The organism is Cryobacterium sp. TMB1-7, from assembly GCF_004402435.1.
Taxonomy (GTDB): Bacteria; Actinomycetota; Actinomycetes; order Actinomycetales; family Microbacteriaceae; genus Cryobacterium; species Cryobacterium zongtaii.
Window position 1 is genome coordinate 16,568 of record NZ_SOFZ01000010.1, and the last position, 16,728, is coordinate 33,295.

Annotated in this window: 15 protein-coding genes; all 15 read right to left on the reverse strand. The window is 58.7% G+C overall.

The window, feature by feature from the left end; genetic code table 11:
• Positions 1-138: 138 nt before the first annotated feature.
• Entirely contained in the window at positions 139-900 is a 762-nt protein-coding gene (locus E3O60_RS03520; RefSeq protein ID WP_088457852.1) for an HAD-IIB family hydrolase, read from the reverse strand.
• Between the two features lie 6 nt (positions 901-906).
• Positions 907-2,220 carry a UDP-glucose/GDP-mannose dehydrogenase family protein gene (locus E3O60_RS03525; RefSeq protein WP_134497124.1) on the reverse strand — a complete coding sequence of 438 codons (1,314 nt, stop codon included), beginning with the start codon at positions 2,218-2,220 and terminating at the stop codon, positions 907-909.
• Positions 2,221-2,282: 62 nt separating this feature from the next.
• Entirely contained in the window at positions 2,283-4,103 is a 1,821-nt protein-coding gene (locus tag E3O60_RS03530) for a DUF4012 domain-containing protein (protein ID WP_134497126.1), read from the reverse strand.
• A gap of 225 nt (positions 4,104-4,328) precedes the next feature.
• The gene (locus E3O60_RS18405; RefSeq protein WP_166788946.1) at positions 4,329-4,475 is read right to left on the reverse strand and encodes a hypothetical protein; all 147 of its coding nucleotides are present in this window, start codon (positions 4,473-4,475) and stop codon (positions 4,329-4,331) included.
• A gap of 972 nt (positions 4,476-5,447) precedes the next feature.
• A complete protein-coding gene (locus E3O60_RS03535; protein WP_134497128.1) occupies positions 5,448-6,455 on the reverse strand; it encodes a GDP-L-fucose synthase in 1,008 nt (335 codons plus the stop codon).
• A 2-nt stretch (positions 6,456-6,457) separates the two neighbouring features.
• Entirely contained in the window at positions 6,458-7,489 is a 1,032-nt protein-coding gene (gene gmd, locus E3O60_RS03540) for a GDP-mannose 4,6-dehydratase (RefSeq protein ID WP_134497131.1), read from the reverse strand.
• A gap of 232 nt (positions 7,490-7,721) precedes the next feature.
• The gene (locus E3O60_RS03545) at positions 7,722-8,477 is read right to left on the reverse strand and encodes a hypothetical protein (RefSeq protein ID WP_134497133.1); all 756 of its coding nucleotides are present in this window, start codon (positions 8,475-8,477) and stop codon (positions 7,722-7,724) included.
• 2 nt (positions 8,478-8,479) lie between these two features.
• Positions 8,480-9,844 carry a lipopolysaccharide biosynthesis protein gene (locus E3O60_RS03550; RefSeq protein ID WP_134497135.1) on the reverse strand — a complete coding sequence of 455 codons (1,365 nt, stop codon included), beginning with the start codon at positions 9,842-9,844 and terminating at the stop codon, positions 8,480-8,482.
• A complete protein-coding gene (locus E3O60_RS03555) occupies positions 9,841-11,142 on the reverse strand; it encodes an O-antigen ligase (protein WP_166788947.1) in 1,302 nt (433 codons plus the stop codon). Before E3O60_RS03555 ends, E3O60_RS03550 begins: the two co-directional genes overlap by 4 nt.
• 76 nt (positions 11,143-11,218) lie before the next feature.
• Positions 11,219-12,280 carry a glycosyltransferase family A protein gene (locus tag E3O60_RS03560; protein WP_134497139.1) on the reverse strand — a complete coding sequence of 354 codons (1,062 nt, stop codon included), beginning with the start codon at positions 12,278-12,280 and terminating at the stop codon, positions 11,219-11,221.
• Positions 12,281-13,411, reverse strand: a complete 1,131-nt coding sequence (locus E3O60_RS03565) for a glycosyltransferase (protein ID WP_134497141.1) — start codon at positions 13,409-13,411, stop codon at positions 12,281-12,283.
• Positions 13,408-14,250, reverse strand: a complete 843-nt coding sequence (locus tag E3O60_RS03570) for a glycosyltransferase family 2 protein (RefSeq protein WP_134497143.1) — start codon at positions 14,248-14,250, stop codon at positions 13,408-13,410. The genes E3O60_RS03565 and E3O60_RS03570 overlap by 4 nt, the downstream gene beginning before the upstream one ends.
• The gene (locus E3O60_RS03575) at positions 14,247-15,374 is read right to left on the reverse strand and encodes a glycosyltransferase family 4 protein (protein ID WP_134497145.1); all 1,128 of its coding nucleotides are present in this window, start codon (positions 15,372-15,374) and stop codon (positions 14,247-14,249) included. The genes E3O60_RS03570 and E3O60_RS03575 overlap by 4 nt, the downstream gene beginning before the upstream one ends.
• On the reverse strand, positions 15,371-15,928 hold the full coding sequence (locus E3O60_RS03580) for an acyltransferase (RefSeq protein WP_198415681.1): 558 nt from the start codon (positions 15,926-15,928) through the stop codon (positions 15,371-15,373). The genes E3O60_RS03575 and E3O60_RS03580 overlap by 4 nt, the downstream gene beginning before the upstream one ends.
• Positions 15,929-16,672 (reverse strand): WecB/TagA/CpsF family glycosyltransferase, encoded by a 744-nt coding sequence (locus E3O60_RS19085; RefSeq protein WP_370448632.1) that lies wholly within the window; start codon positions 16,670-16,672, stop codon positions 15,929-15,931.
• Positions 16,673-16,728: the final 56 nt, after the last annotated feature.

Below are 16,728 nucleotides of genomic sequence, written 5' to 3' on the forward strand. Positions count from 1 at the left end.
GCAACGATGACCGCGCTGCGCAAACAGTGAACGCGGCGATAGGCCGGCCAGGACATTGGGCATCGGGTTGCCTCCAGTCATACAGGGTGTGCGTATATCAACACACGAGTATGAGCTGGAGGCAAGCCCTGTCGACTTCTAGCGGGCTAAGGCAGGAACGAGCGTATCCAGAAAAGCCGCGGTGTCTTCCCAGTTCTCCACAGCGACGCAGTCGACGCCGAGAGCCTTCACCGGGTAGTCGTTGCCGTTCTCGTCGAGCCGGTCTCCGACGAAGAGCATGTCGTCAAGGGGGATGCCGGTGAGCTCGGCCAGGCGCGTCATGCCGTAGGCCTTGTCGATTCCGCGCCTGGTGATATCCACCGACGTCGAGCCGCCTGAGCGTACTTCGAGGTCAGGCAGCTGCGCCTGAACGGCTTCGCGCAGGGCTGTCTTTTTGGCGCCGTCGACGTCCCACTGGGTCTTCGCGGCCACCGGTGCGGCCTGACCCAGAGCCGAGAACGTGATCTGCGAGCCGCGGTCCTCAAGGATCGGGCCCCAGGGTTCGGCTTCCCAATAGCCGAGGTCACGAGCGGTGGCCTCGACGGCGGCGAGGGCACGCTGTTTCTGGTCGTCGGTGAGGTTCTCGGCGTACACCTGCTCCCACTCCCCCGCGCGGTGGCGGTAGTACTGAGTGCCGCAGGTGGGCATGAGGTGCAGGCGCGCCAGTGTGGCGTCGTCAACGTCGGTGAGGTTGTCGACGACCTGCATGGTGAACTGCGCGAATTGTCCGCCGGAAATCACGCACACCTCGGCCACGCTCAGCAGCTGCACGAACAGCGAGGCCATGCGCGGGTCGATCGGCGACTTCGAGGGTGCCAGGGTGTCATCGAGGTCGAAGGCGACCAAGCGAGGGTGGTTCAATGCCATTTAAGGTCGGCCCAATCCGTAGTAGGTCCAGCCGGCTTCTCGCCAAGCTGCTGCATCAAGGGTATTGCGGCCATCGATGATGGTGCGGCTCTTCACCAGTCCGGCGGCCCACTCCGGGTCGATCGACTTGAATTCCGGCCATTCGGTGACGAGCACAACGGCATCGGCGTCGCGCAACGTCGCCTCGATATCGGTGGAGTAGGTGATCTGAGGGTGACGAAAACGGGAATTCTCGATCGCCTGTGGGTCGGTGGCCACCACGTCGGCGCCGAGGCCGCGCAGCTGCACAGCTACATCCAAGGCGGGCGAGTCGCGCACATCATCGGAGTGCGGCTTGAAGCTGAGCCCGAGCACGGCAACCTTGGCGTTGTAGACCGGGCGGTCGAGGGCCGAGACGGTGAGGTCGACGACCCGCTGGCGGCGGCGCAGGTTGATGGCGTCGACCTCCTTGAGGAAGGCGACGGATTCGCCGCGGCCCAACTCTTCGGCGCGGGCCGTGAACGCGCGAATGTCCTTGGGCAGGCAGCCGCCACCGAAGCCAACACCGGCGTTGAGAAAGCGGCGGCCGATACGCGTGTCATGGCCGATGGCGTCGGCGAGCTGGGTGACGTCGGCACCGGACACCTCGGCGATTTCGGCCATCGCGTTAATGAAGCTGATTTTTGTCGCCAGGAACGCGTTGGCCGCGACCTTGACGAGCTCGGCGGTGGCGTAGTCGGTGACCACGAGTGGCGTCTGGGTGGCGATGGCGGAGGCGTACACCTCGTTGAGTTGGGCGACTGCACGCTCGCCGGCCTCGCCCGAAGAGACACCGTAGACCAGGCGATCGGGTGCGATGGTGTCTTGCACGGCAAATCCCTCCCGAAGAAATTCGGGGTTCCAGGCGAGAGACCCGCCTGTTGCAGAGGCCTCGATGAGCGCGGCAAGCCGCGCAGCTGTTCCGACAGGCACGGTGCTCTTTCCCACGACTAGGTCACCTGGGTTCAGATGCGGCAGGAGCGCCGCCACCGCCGCGTCCACGTATCGCAAATCGGCGGCATGACTGCCCTTTTTCTGCGGGGTACCCACGGCGATGAAGTGCACCTCTGCACCCTCGGCACAGGCGATGTCGGTACTGAATCGTAACCGGCCCGTCGCCAAAGCCGAGGTGAGCACCTCGGGCAGGCCCGGCTCGAAGAAAGGGGTACGCCCGGCACTGAGCGCCGCAATTTTTTCCTCATCAACGTCGATACCCACAACTTCGTGGCCAAGTTCGGCCATGGCCGAAGCGTGCACGGCACCGAGGTAGCCACAACCGATCACAGATATTTTCATGCGTTATTGCCCATGAGCCAAAGTCTATCTGCCGCGCCAGGAGGGTCCCCTGCGGCGGTCAGCTACTTGCAGCCAGGGGCATCCACAGCGACTGTAGTCGGGTTCAGCATCGGGGTCGTTCGAAGTTCGGGTGCAGCATACGTGCCGTCGGGGCCGGAGAACGTGACCGCAACCTCGCTGGTTTGACCGGGGGCAAGCATGACGGTGAACTTCGCGACAGGTCTGCCCAGGTCGTCAGTGGTGGTGTCCAGGACTGCTCCCGCGGCGGCGCCAGAGGAGACGTACGTCGTGCCGGGAGGGCCGTAGACGTACACCTCTGTGCGGAATAGGTCTGCGCCCCAGTAGCCGCTAGCTACGTAGGCCGGCAGTGTTGCCCCTACTTCAGTAGTGAGGGTGGAGTGAAGATTCACTGTCGTGGTGAAGGTTGGAGTCGCCGAGGTGCACATGTCGGTGCTGAGGGACGCACCAGTCTCCAGATAGAAGTCCATCTTCGACGTCGACGTGTCACGGAAGAAAACACCCGCCGTTGTGGAGAGCTCATTCGTGGTGGGCAGGATCCCGGCCAACGTGGTGCCTTCGATAATCTTTTGTTCTTCAGGGTGCGCGCTCCACGCCATGATGCGGTGCTCATTTACGCCCTGGGAAACGGCATTCAACATGTCCAAGGGTTCGCCTTGGGAATTGGTCACGGCGTTGAACATCGTCATTGCCGCCTCCGCAAAGAAGGCGTCGGTCTGGTCGGGCCCGTTCTTGCCCTGGTAGCGGAAATAGATCTCGTTGAGCAGCAGGGCGACCGCATTGTCTTCCGTGAGAACGTCCCCGGTGCTCATGGCGACCGGGCCGGTGGCGCCGAGCATGTGTGCGAGCGCGGCTGGGTCGATCGAAATGACACCGTCGACGGTTCCGCCGAGGTCCTGTTGCCAGAACGCCTGGGTGATCTGGGCGGCAGTGGGGAAATCGGGTCGGCTCGTCGCGAGGTTCAGCCGGGTGTAGATGAGCGGGCTGTACAGCGCCGCCAGCTTGGGATCCTCCGCGATGACCGGTTCACCGTCACGCCACGGGAACGTCTGACTCGATGCCTGCCGGGCAATGCTGATTTGCCCTGCGTCGACAGTGACCTCGGTCAGCGCAGCGGCAGTTCCGCCAAGAGCCGTCGTCTCGGCAAGATTCTGGAACATCAGAATGTAGTTACGCGGACCGGAGGCGCCGAGCATCTCGGGAACCACTGAGCTAATCGAGCTCACGTCCCTCACGCTGGTTGCTGCGCTGTCGAGCATGGTGGTGAGCTTCGTTCCGGCTTCGTTGACCTGCCCGACGGTTCCGTCAAGTTCGATCTTGCCCACGGACCCCGCCGCCGAATCAAGCGCGGTGCCCGCCGTGATGAGCGCTGCGTTCAGGTCCACGATCGGTGCGAGGTTGATCTTTCCGTCGACAGGCTTCAGAGACGCCGCATTCAAGCCGGAGGCGACCGTAGCGATGGGCGCGACGGCGTCCTTCGCCACGACATCGACCGCTTCGGCCATTTGCCGCACCGCGGTGAGATTAACCCCGACGACGGGGATGATCTCCGCGGCCCGCCAAACCGGGTCCTGCGTCTGATCAACCGCCTTACTGGTAACCGCCGAAAGTTTCGTGGAGGTAGTGCCGACCCCTACAAAGTCCATGGCGGCGGCCTGTGTCTTCAATGTGCCGACGAGGGTCTGTGCCTTCTCCAGCTCCGACTTCGCTGTTAGCGCTCGTGAGGCCACCCATCCGCCGGCTGCGCCGAACGCGATGACCAGGCCAACGAACACCGCAAGGGTGACCAGCCAGCGCCGCGCGCGGCGCTTCAATCGACGCGGTCGAGTGGGGGCAGCAGCGGCGCGTGCGGTTGAATCAATCACTTACGAACGCTAACGCATGACGGTACTCGCGTGGTCGCTTTCCCTGGGGACGCCGGGCTAAAACGACCGCAAGCCCGTTCGCCGTAAGCTGCACTGTGACTAAAATCCGCCCCGAACAGATGGGGCACAAAGCACTGCTTCGACGTGGGCGCAGTCGCAAGGGACTCCAATATGCATTTCTTGTTCTCGCCGCGGCCGCCGCGGCAATCGCCGGCTTCGCTGCAATCACCATGACGCTGTAGGGACGTAACGCCTGATGAACAGATTCATATTCTCGGCCACAGCCATCACTGCGGCAACAATTGCACTGTCGTTGGCATCTGCAACAATCGCACCTTCTGTCAGCGCCTGGGCCGAAGAATCGCCGCCCATGTCGGAAACTGAAGTACCGGTCGTGCCACCGACGGACGTACCCGCTCCCGATCCGACCGAAGAAACAATCGCACCCGTGCCTCCGATTTCCGGAGAGGTACCGAGCACTACGCCCGTCGATAGTGAGTCGCCAGATGCTCCACCCCAACCGTCATCTGAAAAACCAACCTTGACAACTACTCCGGCAGAATCCGGTGGCGGCAGCTCGCGCTACGGCAGCGCCAAAAACACCCAACCCGACGAGGTGTCACCGGTAGCGAGCCCGTCACTGACCCCCGAAGTGCCGACCACGCCCCAGCAACCGCAGACAAGCACCTCCATACCCACTTCGTCACCTACGCCCGAAGCTGCCCACGACCTCGAAAAGGTTAAGTACGACAACCCGTCGGAAGTCTCCGGTTCAGCCCCCCTCGCAGTTGCCGCACTTATCGGGAGCCTCGCCCTCATGCTAATGCTGGGTCTTGGAAGTCTCTACTACCGCACCCGCATAGCCAACCGCTCCCGCCCGAGAGCCTTCCCGCGGCGTTAGATGTCGCGCTCCAACGGCGTGATCGACTCGGCGCTATCACCTGTCCCTAAGCACGCCCGACTTCGGACATCGGGTGATGACTCTGGAATGGCGAGCGCGGTCTGATTGCACTCCGAAGCCCAGCCGCGCGAGCTATCTTCCAGGCACGTTGCGTGAGGTCTCGTGTTGGCTGCATGCCGCACCCAAACCGATGCGACGAGGCCTTCATCGCTGAGGTCGCTCACACAAGTATGCGCCGACCCCGCAAGGCAACCGTGAGGCTCGCCCGCCGGGGTAAAGCGCCACATGGACCTCATCATCTGACAACTCCACAACGTGGAGCCCGACCCGCGTCGATCAGCAGCATCCCCGATCGGGGAATTCCCACCGCTGCACGAATCGAGCACACACGGCAGGTCTCGCGTCTCAGATCAGGTTACTGATCGGAAACGCGACCCCAATACCTACTGCCGCAAGGACTCAAGATTGTCGCGATACCACTGGACCGTGGATCGGAGACCAGCGTCTAGAGTGATCCCAGCTGACCAACCCGCGTCTGCCAACAATGAGACGTCAAGAAGCTTCTGAGGGGTGCCGTCCGGCTTGGTCGAGTCCCACTGGGTCTCTCCGCCGAAGCCGACCACACGCGCGATTATGTTTGCAATCTCCCTAATCGTAACGTCACTTCCGGTACCAACGTTCACTTGCGTCGGGCCATCGTAGTGCTCGAGCAGGTGCAAACAAGCCGCTGCCATGTCGTCCACATGCAAGAATTCACGTCGAGGACTTCCAGTGCCCCAGTTGGTGACACTCGCTGCGCCGGATTGGGCGGCTTCGTCGTATCGACGGATTAGCGCTGGCAGGACATGCGACCCGGTTGGGGAGAAATTATCGCCTGGACCGTAGAGGTTGGTCGGCATTGCAGAGATCCACGGCAAACCATACTGGCGCCGAACCGCCTGAATCTGCAGAATTCCGGCGATCTTCGCAATCGCGTAAGCATCATTTGTTGGTTCAAGATGCCCGGTGAGAAGCGAATCCTCCGTGATGGGTTGGGGTGCCATCCGAGGGTAGATGCACGATGAACCAAGGAAAAGTAAGCGATCAACGCGATACTCGAGCGCGGCATCAAGGACGTTCACCTGAATACGAAGGTTGTCGCTGAGGAAATCCACCGGGTAGGTACTGTTTGCCAAAATGCCGCCCACCTTGGCCGCGGCCAACACGACGTAGCGGGGCCGTGTCTCCGCGAAAAAGGCGAACACGGCGTCCCGATCCTTCAGATCCAGTTCCGAGGAAGAGCGGCCATGCAGATCCGTGAATCCGTCTCCTTCAAGTCTCCGCCAAATTGCCGAACCCACCAGACCCCGATGGCCGGCGACATAGAACGGCGCAGCGCGGTCCAAAGGCTGGGGTGTGAACTGGACCTGGTCCCGGGCGTCACCCAGATTATCTGAGGCCACCGAACTCATCTCTACTTCGTCCCCCAGCTGGCCAGTTTCACTTCGTCGATCCAACGGCTGCCTTGGCAGGCTAGGGCCTGGATGTCCGCATCCACCATGATCCGGGCGAGCTCCGCCGTGTCGACTGCAGCTTTCCATCCAAGCCTATCTTCAGCCTTTGACGCGTCACCGACAAGTGCATCAACTTCAGTGGGACGCAGGTAGCGCTCGTCGAATTTGACATGTTCTTCCCAGTTCAGGCCGGCGTGGCTGAAGGAAGTCTCGACGAAATCACGCACCGTGAAGTTGCCGCCAGTGGCAAGTACGAAATCGTCAGGATCGTCAGCTTGGAGCATTCGCCACATTCCTTCCACGTACTCCGCTGCGTACCCCCAGTCGCGAATAGAGTCCAGGTTCCCTAGATACACGTGGTCTTGCTGGCCTGCCTTGATTGCTGCGACCGCTCGGGTGATCTTGCGTGTCACGAAGGTTTCACCGCGGCGCGGGGACTCGTGGTTGAAGAGGATCCCATTGACGGCGAACATGTCATACGCCTCGCGATAGTTCTTGGTGATCCAATAGCTGTAAACCTTGGCTGCGCCATAAGGAGAGCGCGGATAGAAGGGCGTTTCCTCGTTCTGGGGCGGAGGCGTTGCGCCAAACATTTCAGACGATGACGCCTGATAGAAGCGGGTTTCAATGCCCGACATCCGCACCGCTTCGAGCAGGCGAATCGTACCCATCCCGGTGGTGTCGCCAGTGTGCTCCGGCTCGTCAAAGGAAACACGCACATGAGACTGGGCGGCAAGATTGTAAACCTCGTCAGGCTGGATTTCTGCGAGGAGAGTGACGAGTCGACTTCCATCGCTCAAATCACCGTAGTGAAGGAATAGTTTCGCCAACGGATCATGAGGATCGACATACAAATGGTCAATCCGCGTGGTGTTGAATGTGGACGCGCGTCGTATGAGCCCATGAACTTCATAACCTTTGCTGAGGAGGAGTTCCGCCAGATACGACCCGTCTTGGCCGGTGATTCCCGTAATCAGTGCTTTTTTCACAATGTGTTCCCTTGTTGTTAATGTTCTGGTGAACGCGAAGAGAGAATTCTCGCCTTTGCGAAAACCCCATGCCGGTCCATTTCACTCAATGAGCTGTTCGTCAGATCCAGTGGACCCTGCCGATCTCGCATGATTCGCCGACAATGGTCGTGGTCAGAGGCCTCCTGAGTTCGGTCTCTTGTGCTGCCCGGGTCCACAAAACCGCAATTCGAGTCACCGCGTATCGGGTGAACGGTTAGTACCCCGTGAAGTCGGCCTGCAAATGCCGACGTAGGCGGTCGAGAGGCCGAATGATTGTGCGCCGAGATGTCTCGATGAAGCTCGTCCCGTAGAGGTGCCCCGTCGTTCCTGACTGTCCAACGATCCATGGTTTTTCTCTGAAGTTCTCGACTGCGACGTTCAGACTTGCCGCCGAATCGTTTACGGACGTCGCGAGTTCGTGCTCGTAGTTGATACCTTCCCGGTCGTTTGATGTAACGCCCACCTCGCGCAGTTCGCTATTCCACACGCCGAGACTTGCGCCGAAGAACCTCGAGTCGATCCAACCGAAGTTCTTCCGGGGAATATCCGCAATCAAGGTCCTCTGTTGAGTAGGCGCTTGAGTGACGCACCGGTCGAAATTTTTCACGAAGAGTCGACCTGTGCATTTGAAAACCATTTCGAGTTCATCCACAGAGCCCAATGATTGTATAGCCGCATTCAGCATTTGGGCTTCTGCAGCACCTTTGCCCATTAAGACGACAGGCGGCGGAGGAGGAGATACAGCCAAATGGCGCATTTGTTGAGCTCGATGGCCAACGGCTGAACGGATTAGGAGTGGAAGGTCCTCGCCACTATTCTCAACGATAAGTGGCTGAAGATCCAGGTTTTCGCTAAGCTTCACCCACTTTGCAATGGCCGATCGGTATTGCTCTCGTCGCCGCTCCGGGTCGATCACGTGTATGTGTTCGTCAACCTGCGGCGTGACGGTAGCAGTAAGAATAATAAACAAGGTCAGTCCTCCGCTCTTTCACTCTTGCGTTCGATATCGAGGACCCTGAGCACCAGAGCAACCAGTATCAGCAGAATTGCAGCTTGTTGGATTGTTACGGCCCATGCAGCAGCGAGGCCGCCAAGCTGCGCGCCGAGAATTAGACACGTTATTAGTCGAAGGAACAGGCCCAGTCCAAGAATCCAAGCGACCTTCCCTTCTCTACCCCGACTCTGCAGAACCATTGAGAGTGGCTGGGCAAAGAGCGTCGGAATGATCGACAACGCCAATACGGTGAAGATCGCGGACGAATCGTCGTATTGAGTCCCTAGAATCGCTGGCGCGATAGTGCCCGCAAACCCAGCGACAAACAGGCTCGCCATCACTGCAAGCACCAGTATCCAAGCCACTCGCCGCAAGCCCCGAAGCGCTAGTCGAGTCGAGTTCGCTTTCGGAGCGTGTGCCATGCCGACTTGAGTGAGAGCAGTAGAAGGCAGCAACAGGGGGGTCGTCCATCTACTCACAGCTCCGTACGCTCCCGCGGCGGCGGCGCCGCCCGAAAATCCCAATATAGTCACATCCAATTGCTGGGCAGAGCCAAGAACGGCTGCTATTCCGTATCCCCGAGTGCCTCGCCACGCAGTGAACCATAGTGATGGCGGGCCCACCCGAACCCTGCCGCTTGGTTTCAGTCCCGAGGGAATCTTGCGGATATTTAGGACGAAACAGAAAGCCGAGTCAAACCCCATTCCGGCCGCCAGTCCAAGCGGGATGGCAAGCTCTCCGCCCACGCCCAACAGAATAAGAGCCCAGGTTGAGGAAAGGAAAATGAGTCGATCTAAAACTGTCGCGATGGAGATAAGCCCCAGCATTCCATGAGCACGTAAGGGCACTTGCGCAGTTTGAAGGAGCAGCGACGACGCAAAAATTAGTCCCACCCAAAGGAGAAATCCCCAATCAGCTGCAATGGAGATGAGGACCAGTAAGCCGCCCGTGAAAAGGACTGTCCCTACTAGACCCGCCAGCAGAAGCCTCTGCCACAACCGTGAATACATTGCCGCGTTGTCGCACCTGCCACTGGCGACTTCTCTAATTAGGAATGCACTAAGTCCGAAGTCAACCAACGCTGCGGCTACGGATGCGATCGCGATCGCCGACAGACTGATCCCGAGGGCGGACGGTAATGTGGCTCGAGCACCAATGGCGTAGGCAACGGCAACGAGCAACTGGGAGATGGCAAGAACAATCGTGACCTGGATGGCCTGGCTGGTCAATCCTCTAAGCCTGCGCGATACCAACGACGGCTCGATCGAGCCTTCCAGCCGGCGCGCTTCATCAATCTGATTCCGGTCTCCCAGAGAAGTTCTGCTGCCGAGTACTCGCTTCACTTGCGTACCACCAATGTGCTGGTCAGCGGGACTGGAAGTGGCGATTCAAGGTTCCCGGTCGATCTTTTGGCGCGATACGCCGTCGCCAGAGCCCATCCGGCAGGGATACAGAACGTCCACGAAAAGCCATATGACCAGCAGAAGACCATTACTGCAGCCAACACCGAAAGTGCCGCTGCGGATTTTTGGGTGGAAAGTAGCTTCAGAATTGCGTAGGCACCAGCAGTGGAGTAGGCAATGAGGCCAACTAGCCCAGTCCGGAGAAACAAAAGCAGATACCAGTTGTGCGGCGAGAATGTTGCAATGAGGCCGTTTGGCTCCAACCGCACGTATCCGGAACCGAAGGGCTGACCAAACCACACTGCTACTGGTCCGCTGGCCACGGATTGACTAATCAACTGCGCCCAACTTGCAAGCCGCGCGTCGTACGTGGTCTGATCCGAGAAAGACTTCATGATGTCTGCCACCAAGGGAAGCGATGGAGCGAAAAGCACAGTAACTACAACTACCACGGCACCGAGAAGTAGCACTCTCCTTAAGCGTGGCCAGCCAAAGAGCATCAACACCCCCAGGGCAGCGGCAACCGCAGACCAAACAGTGCGCTGCTGACTGACTGCAACAACACCGATGAAAACGACGAAAGTCAGAAGGTACCTGCGGTCTCCGGTCGTATCCCATTGTCTGAGGGCGAGAAGGGCGGCTATTCCAAGTACGAGGGCCTGGTTCTGCATGAGTACCCGACCAGATTGTGCCACTCCGTCGATATCGATGAAGTTCGAGCTGGCTGTGCCAAGGCCGTATCGAAGAGCGTGGTATCCGGCCAGAACCACTAGGAGCCAGCCGACCACCTGAAGGGGCCCGATAAGGACGCTGCGAGTTTTTTCGTCCGTCCAGTCGATGGACATCGCCCATCCCGTCGCAATCAGCGGGAGCAACAAAGAGCGCCCCTCGTTGATAGCGAGACCCAGTCCAAATTCATTGATCCCGCGGACTACACCCAAGGAGATGCACAGGGCAAAAAGCGCCCATGGCAGGGTTACCCACCCAAGATTTCTGAGGAGTGTTCTCCAGTTGTTGAGCATCACCAGGGTGAGAATGATCGCGACCAGATCGGGGAAGAAAATATTGTTGCCACCGAGCGTCACTACCGGCAGTTGCACTGGGAAGTCCCATTGGAGGAGCACCATAATGTAGGAACCGAACGCGCCATACGCCGGATGTCTCTGCACGAGGGCTGCGAGCAACAGCAATGCAACGACTGCGACCGGTGCGATGAGAAGCAAGGCTAGAGGACCCATAAGGAAGACTCTCCATCCACGCTCATAAGGCATGAATTCCGGGTGGCACCGGAACGAATTACTCGCGCAACGAGAGTCATTGGGTCGAACGCCGTACGCGCGGAAGCTTACGAATTGATCGCGTCCTGGATTGGTTGGTTGGCCCGTGCTGGGAGAGCACACTTTCTCTCTCGGCTTCGACGTAGTAACTCTGCAGGGCTTGAAATCTGCGCGTCTCAGCCGGCGACTTGACCGCTCTTGTCGAACCGGCCTCGAGGGGAGAATCGAATCTTATCGGCAGGTAGGCAGCGAGTTGACGTTTCTCGATCCAGGCTCTGAGTACCAGGTCATGGTCGTCATTCCCGAGGAAGAAAGCGGCAGTATCGAATCCCCCTAGGGACGTGTAATTCTCTCGGGAGAAGGCGAGCGGGCCACGCATCACTGTCTCGTGAATGTAGAGACAGCTGGACTTAGTCAACTGAGTCGGGAGGTCCACGAGATCCCCAACACGCCCGATACTGTCTGAAAGTAGGTACTCCGCCAGGGAGGGAATGTAGGCCCCTCTTCGACCGTTCCACCACCTGGAAGCGCGCAATCCCAAGGCAGCCATCATTCTCGCCGGGCGTGTCGAATTAAGTCTGAAGTGAGGAAGGCGAGAAAGGCTGTGGGCCCCGCGGCCGCTAACCGCAAAGACATCTGGGTTCAGTGCGAGCGCGTCGAAAAGCTCTTTGTCGAATCCAGGGTGCTGTATCGACATGTCTGCCTGGATCTCGATGATAAGAGGCGCGAACGACAGATGGATGCCGATTGAGTCGGAGATCGTCTCGAACACACCTTCCCGGATCTCCACGACAACAACACGCGCTGTTCGCGCAGGTTGGTTTCGTACCGTCGCGAACCAGCCCATGATCTTTTCAAGCGAGCCGTCAGTGCAACCGTCGGCGATCACGACAATCTCGTGATTAAGTGCTGCGTGCTCTCGAATCAGTTCTAAATTACCGACAATCATCGACTCTTGATTGTGTACTGGAACGATGAAGGATGCCACGGGATCGAGTGAGCCAACGTAGGTTTCCTCGTGTACCTGAATCTTCATCTCATCGTCGAAAGCACCCGATGGGAAGGGGAAGGATTTGAGAAGGAATTCGGTCGTTTGCATCTAGAGCACACTGCTTTCAACGTCGGCTGCCTGGCGATACAAGTGAACGTATTCAGCGACCCCTCTTGCTGCGCTGAAGTCGGGGGGAACATCTCCAGCTTCGATCTGCAGATTCTCAATCGAAGTCTTGTCGAGCGCTGCCGACCAAGAATCCAAATCGTTGCTAACTAGGCGAACTCGACGGACTGTCCCTGCCCACCGCAAGCCAGCTACGTCACTCACCAACGCTGGCAGCCCCGCAGTCAATGCTTCCGCGAGCGAAACGGGCATTCCTTCTTGAGTGGACGGCATGACAAAAAACGAGGCTTGCTTCAAGCTCTCAGTTGGGGCGGCGCTACCCCGAGAACGCAGCCGTCCGGCAGCGCTAAACCGTTCAAGCCATTCATGTTCGTCCGCGCTCGCGTGAGATTCATCTCCATGGTGATAGAGATCAAAGCCACCATTGAAAAGGAGCCCGAGAACAAGTTCATGATTCTTTATCGCGGAGCAGTTGCCCACAATCAACGCACTCTGGGTCTCATCTAAAACTGGCTGCGGGGGATTCTGCTGGGTCACGCCAATGTCGTCAGCTACCCAGTTGTAAATCAGCGTGGTTTTGCGCCCGAATTGGGCCTCGTTTGCCTGAACATCTGGCGATGGAACCACCAGAAAGCGAGCTACGGCGTCTCCAATTGCGGATTGAATCCGCCGCGATAGCCTTGTGCGGCCGCGCGGAGTAAACACGTTGTGCACGGTACGAATCACTGCTGGTCCACTCGAGCAGAAAACAGCAGAGAGGCTAGAGATCGCGTACCCTCCCTCACTATGTATGTGAAGCACATCCGGGGATGTTCTTCTAATGAGCAAGCGGAGCGCTAATGCCCCTTTCAGGGTCCGGACCGAGGGGATGGTCACTACGTCATATCCAGCTGCACACAATTCGTTCGAATAGGGATGGGTTTCACCCTGGCCGACTACTAAAGCCTCAACCCCATGGCGCGCGAAATGTTCGGCACCAGAGACCAGCATCCGTTCCATACCGCTGGGGTTTAGGGCCCCAAGCAGGTGAACGACTTTTATTTTTCGCACGGTGCTGCTCTCGCCTTGCCTATCATCTCCACGTAAAGCCCGGTTATTGCCGTTGTCAGTCATCGCAAAGAACCAAGGGTCTGCATCCTGCGCGCCCACCAGAGCACGTAGGTGGTAGCGATGACCAATCTCCACGAACGTTTATGGCTCTTTTCGAGAATCCGCCGCAGCGACGGGTAGTTGCCTCCGCCCTTTGGGCCCCGGAAAGTAGCCCAATCAGCCCGTGCCGGCCCGCGAGGTGGAATAGCGTTGCGGGTGCATGCACCGTAAGTCCCGGGCGCCAGGATAATGGGAATGTCGAGACGCGCGGCTCGCAACCCGTAGTCAATATCCGCGAAAGCATGGGAGAACTCACCGTCGATCCCGCCAATTTGGCGCGCCGTTTCATGCGGAACAACAACAAGGTTGCCATTGAATGTGTCAGCCGACTGGCAGGCGTCCCGAGGGATTATTGCCGAGAACTTTAACGGATGTCTCCCACTTCTTGTCAGCCCGGAGTAGGTCACGTCACCAGACCGCGGGTCTCGCATGGCCCCTACAATCACGGCTCCGGGATTCCGAGCAATGGCATCAGTTAGCAAAAGGAGCGCGTCGCGATCAAGTTCGACATCGTCATTCAGCCAAAGCAGGAAGCTGTCTGTCGAAGTCTCAGAGGACCTCAGCGTCACGGCCTCAGCAGCGGCCATGCTCTTCGCCCAAAATGCACTTCCGTCTCCGCGCAAGATCTGGATGGATTGAGGCATCGCCTCGAGCGCCGCGCCCGTTCCATCTGTGGAACCGTCGTCAAAGACCGTGAACGAGATCTGAATTCCAGCGAAGTCCGCCGCGTCCTGCGCGCGGTCGATCGCGCGGACGGTGAGAGGCTTCCTATTGTGGCAAGCCATCAGCACACTAAAATTCATCGGCGGCCCACCTCCAAAGCCCGGCAAATTCCGTGCAGGAAGTTCTGAACCATGACCTCGACGCTGTATGCCTCGCCCGCCAACCCGCAATTGGCCTTCAGGGAAAGCAGCAGGGCGTGGTCCCGAAAAACCGCATCAAGTCCGGTCGCGTAAGCGTGCGTGTCGTCCTTCGTCACAACAGCGTTCACCCCGTCTTCTAGATACTCGAATTCTGGTGCGTGCCACGGCCAGTCAGTCGTTATAACTGGCAGTCGGGCGGCGAAGGCGTCAACGGCTACGAGGCCAACTCGACCGGGCATCGCCATCGCTTGTGAAGCCGCCATTGCGACTGCCTTGGAGGACCCAAAAACTGGTCCCAAAAAGATCAACCATGGTCGTTCGATCTGAAAACGCTCGACGACGTCCCGCTCATCGCCATCTCCTGCGATGATGAGCCGGAAGTCACTGTCCAATGTGTGTGCGATTTCTCCGGCTTCTAGGAGGAACTGAATTCGTTTGGACGCGTCCAAACCCCCGACGAAAAGGGCCGTTTTGCCTTTCAAATCGTGGGAGCTATTGAACGCACTAATTTCGTCGACCCGCATGTCTTCGATCGATTGTTTCAACACTGTTGTGTCGATTGAGTTCTGAACAACAGTCACACGATCACTTGGAAATCCTGCCTCCACGACGGCTTGTGCGCCGCCCTTTGTATAGGCGAGAAACCAGAGCCCACGTCGTGTCAGCCATTGCTTTAGGTTTTCCTGGTTACGGCTCACGCGAACCGTGAAAGTGCGCCCATGACCCCAGAAAGCGACCGGTGTCTTGCGCCGCCCAGCGACGAGAAGATATGTTTCGATATTTCGGACAGCCTGCTCGGCAATAATTAAGTCATACGGTCCGCCAGTTCGAACGGGTCGTAAGTCCTTGAATGAAACGTCCCGTCCCCGGATCGAAAAAAACCAAGTCCTCAAGAGCCGGGCCGACGGGGACGAGACTGAGTCATTTCTGGCGCGCCATTCCCTCGGAGTTTCGCCGTAGTAGACGTGCACCTCGACTCCTTTTAGACCTGCCTCGTGGACCAGCAGCTCGAAAAAGCGCTTTCGATACTGCGGCAGCCACGGGTGAATGATTGCGATCCTCAAGACTCATCCTTTGCTTGCCCAACGAGAATTCGATGGCCGGTCGCAGTCAGCGCTGCCCAGTGAAGGGCAAGATCGTCCTCGCTAAATCGTTGCCCTACAACCCTTGCCGGATTGCCGACAACTATGGAGTTGGCGGGGACATCCCCCATTACTAGCGCTCCGGAGCCGATGATTGAGCTATCGCCTACAGATACCCCGGATAGAACTATGGCGCCGTACCCGAGCCACACATCCGAGCCAATAACCGTCTCGCGGCTCAATGACACCGGAAAATCACCAACCCATCGACTGCGTCTGACACTGGAACCCAGGTCATGAAGGTCATGGTCAGTTCGCCCAACGACGCCCGCAAGGTTCGCAAAGAGTACGCCGTCTCCGATCCTGCCGTCGACCTCAATCGTGACGTTCTTCCCGACGTACACGTCCTTACCGATGGCGAGCGATTGAGGCGCCCAGATGGTTGACCCCGGCCCGACGTGGAACCCAGAACCGATGGTCACATTGGCACGCACAGCGATCCGGCGCATGATCCAGTTTACGAATCGACGCAGCATTTATTGCTCCAACCGCGTGGGCGCGAAAATCGCCGCCTTTAGGAATCGGGCGTTTCCAAATAAGTAGCGCCTCCAGAGCCTTTTGGGCTCTCTGAGTAAGCGGTAGGACCACTCAAGACCGAGTGCGGTCATCCAAGGGGGTGCCTCACGGAGCGTGCCAGCTGCGAAGTCGAAAGCGGCACCGATTGCGATGGCCACGATCGGAAGGCTATTTGCCAAGCGCATGGCCTCAAAATCTTGTTTTGGCGTGCCAAGGCCAACCCAGACTATGTCCGCTCCGCTGTCCCGAATCCGACCATCCTGTTCTGCATGCTCCGACACTGACAAGGCACGAAAATGTGGGCTCTCGGTGCCGACTATTTCGACGCCCGGGAAGAGGTCACCTAGTCGGACCTCCAATCGTGCCAGTACATCTGGAGTGGAACCCAGGAGGTAGTGCCGCGTACCCCTGGACCGGCCCTGATCGAAAACATCTAGAAACAGCTGCGGACCGCGGACCTGTCTAAGCCTGGGTGACTGCCGCCTCAAACGCGATACCCATCCGATGGGTTTGCCGTCGGGAAAATTCACTGCGGGCGTGGCCAGAACCTGTCGATAGGCGGCTGACTTGTCGGCAAGCGCGATCGTGTAGGCATTGGCGAGATGCACGTGCCGACCTTGCCCTTCTCGGACCAAATCGAGAATTCGTCGGCAGGCAAGCTGGGGGTCGCTGACTGCGAACTCGACGGGGCCAACGCGCTGCATCTCGGCTCGCTCTGCCTGTTGTATTGTGTTTGACTTCAAAACTGGCTCATATCTAT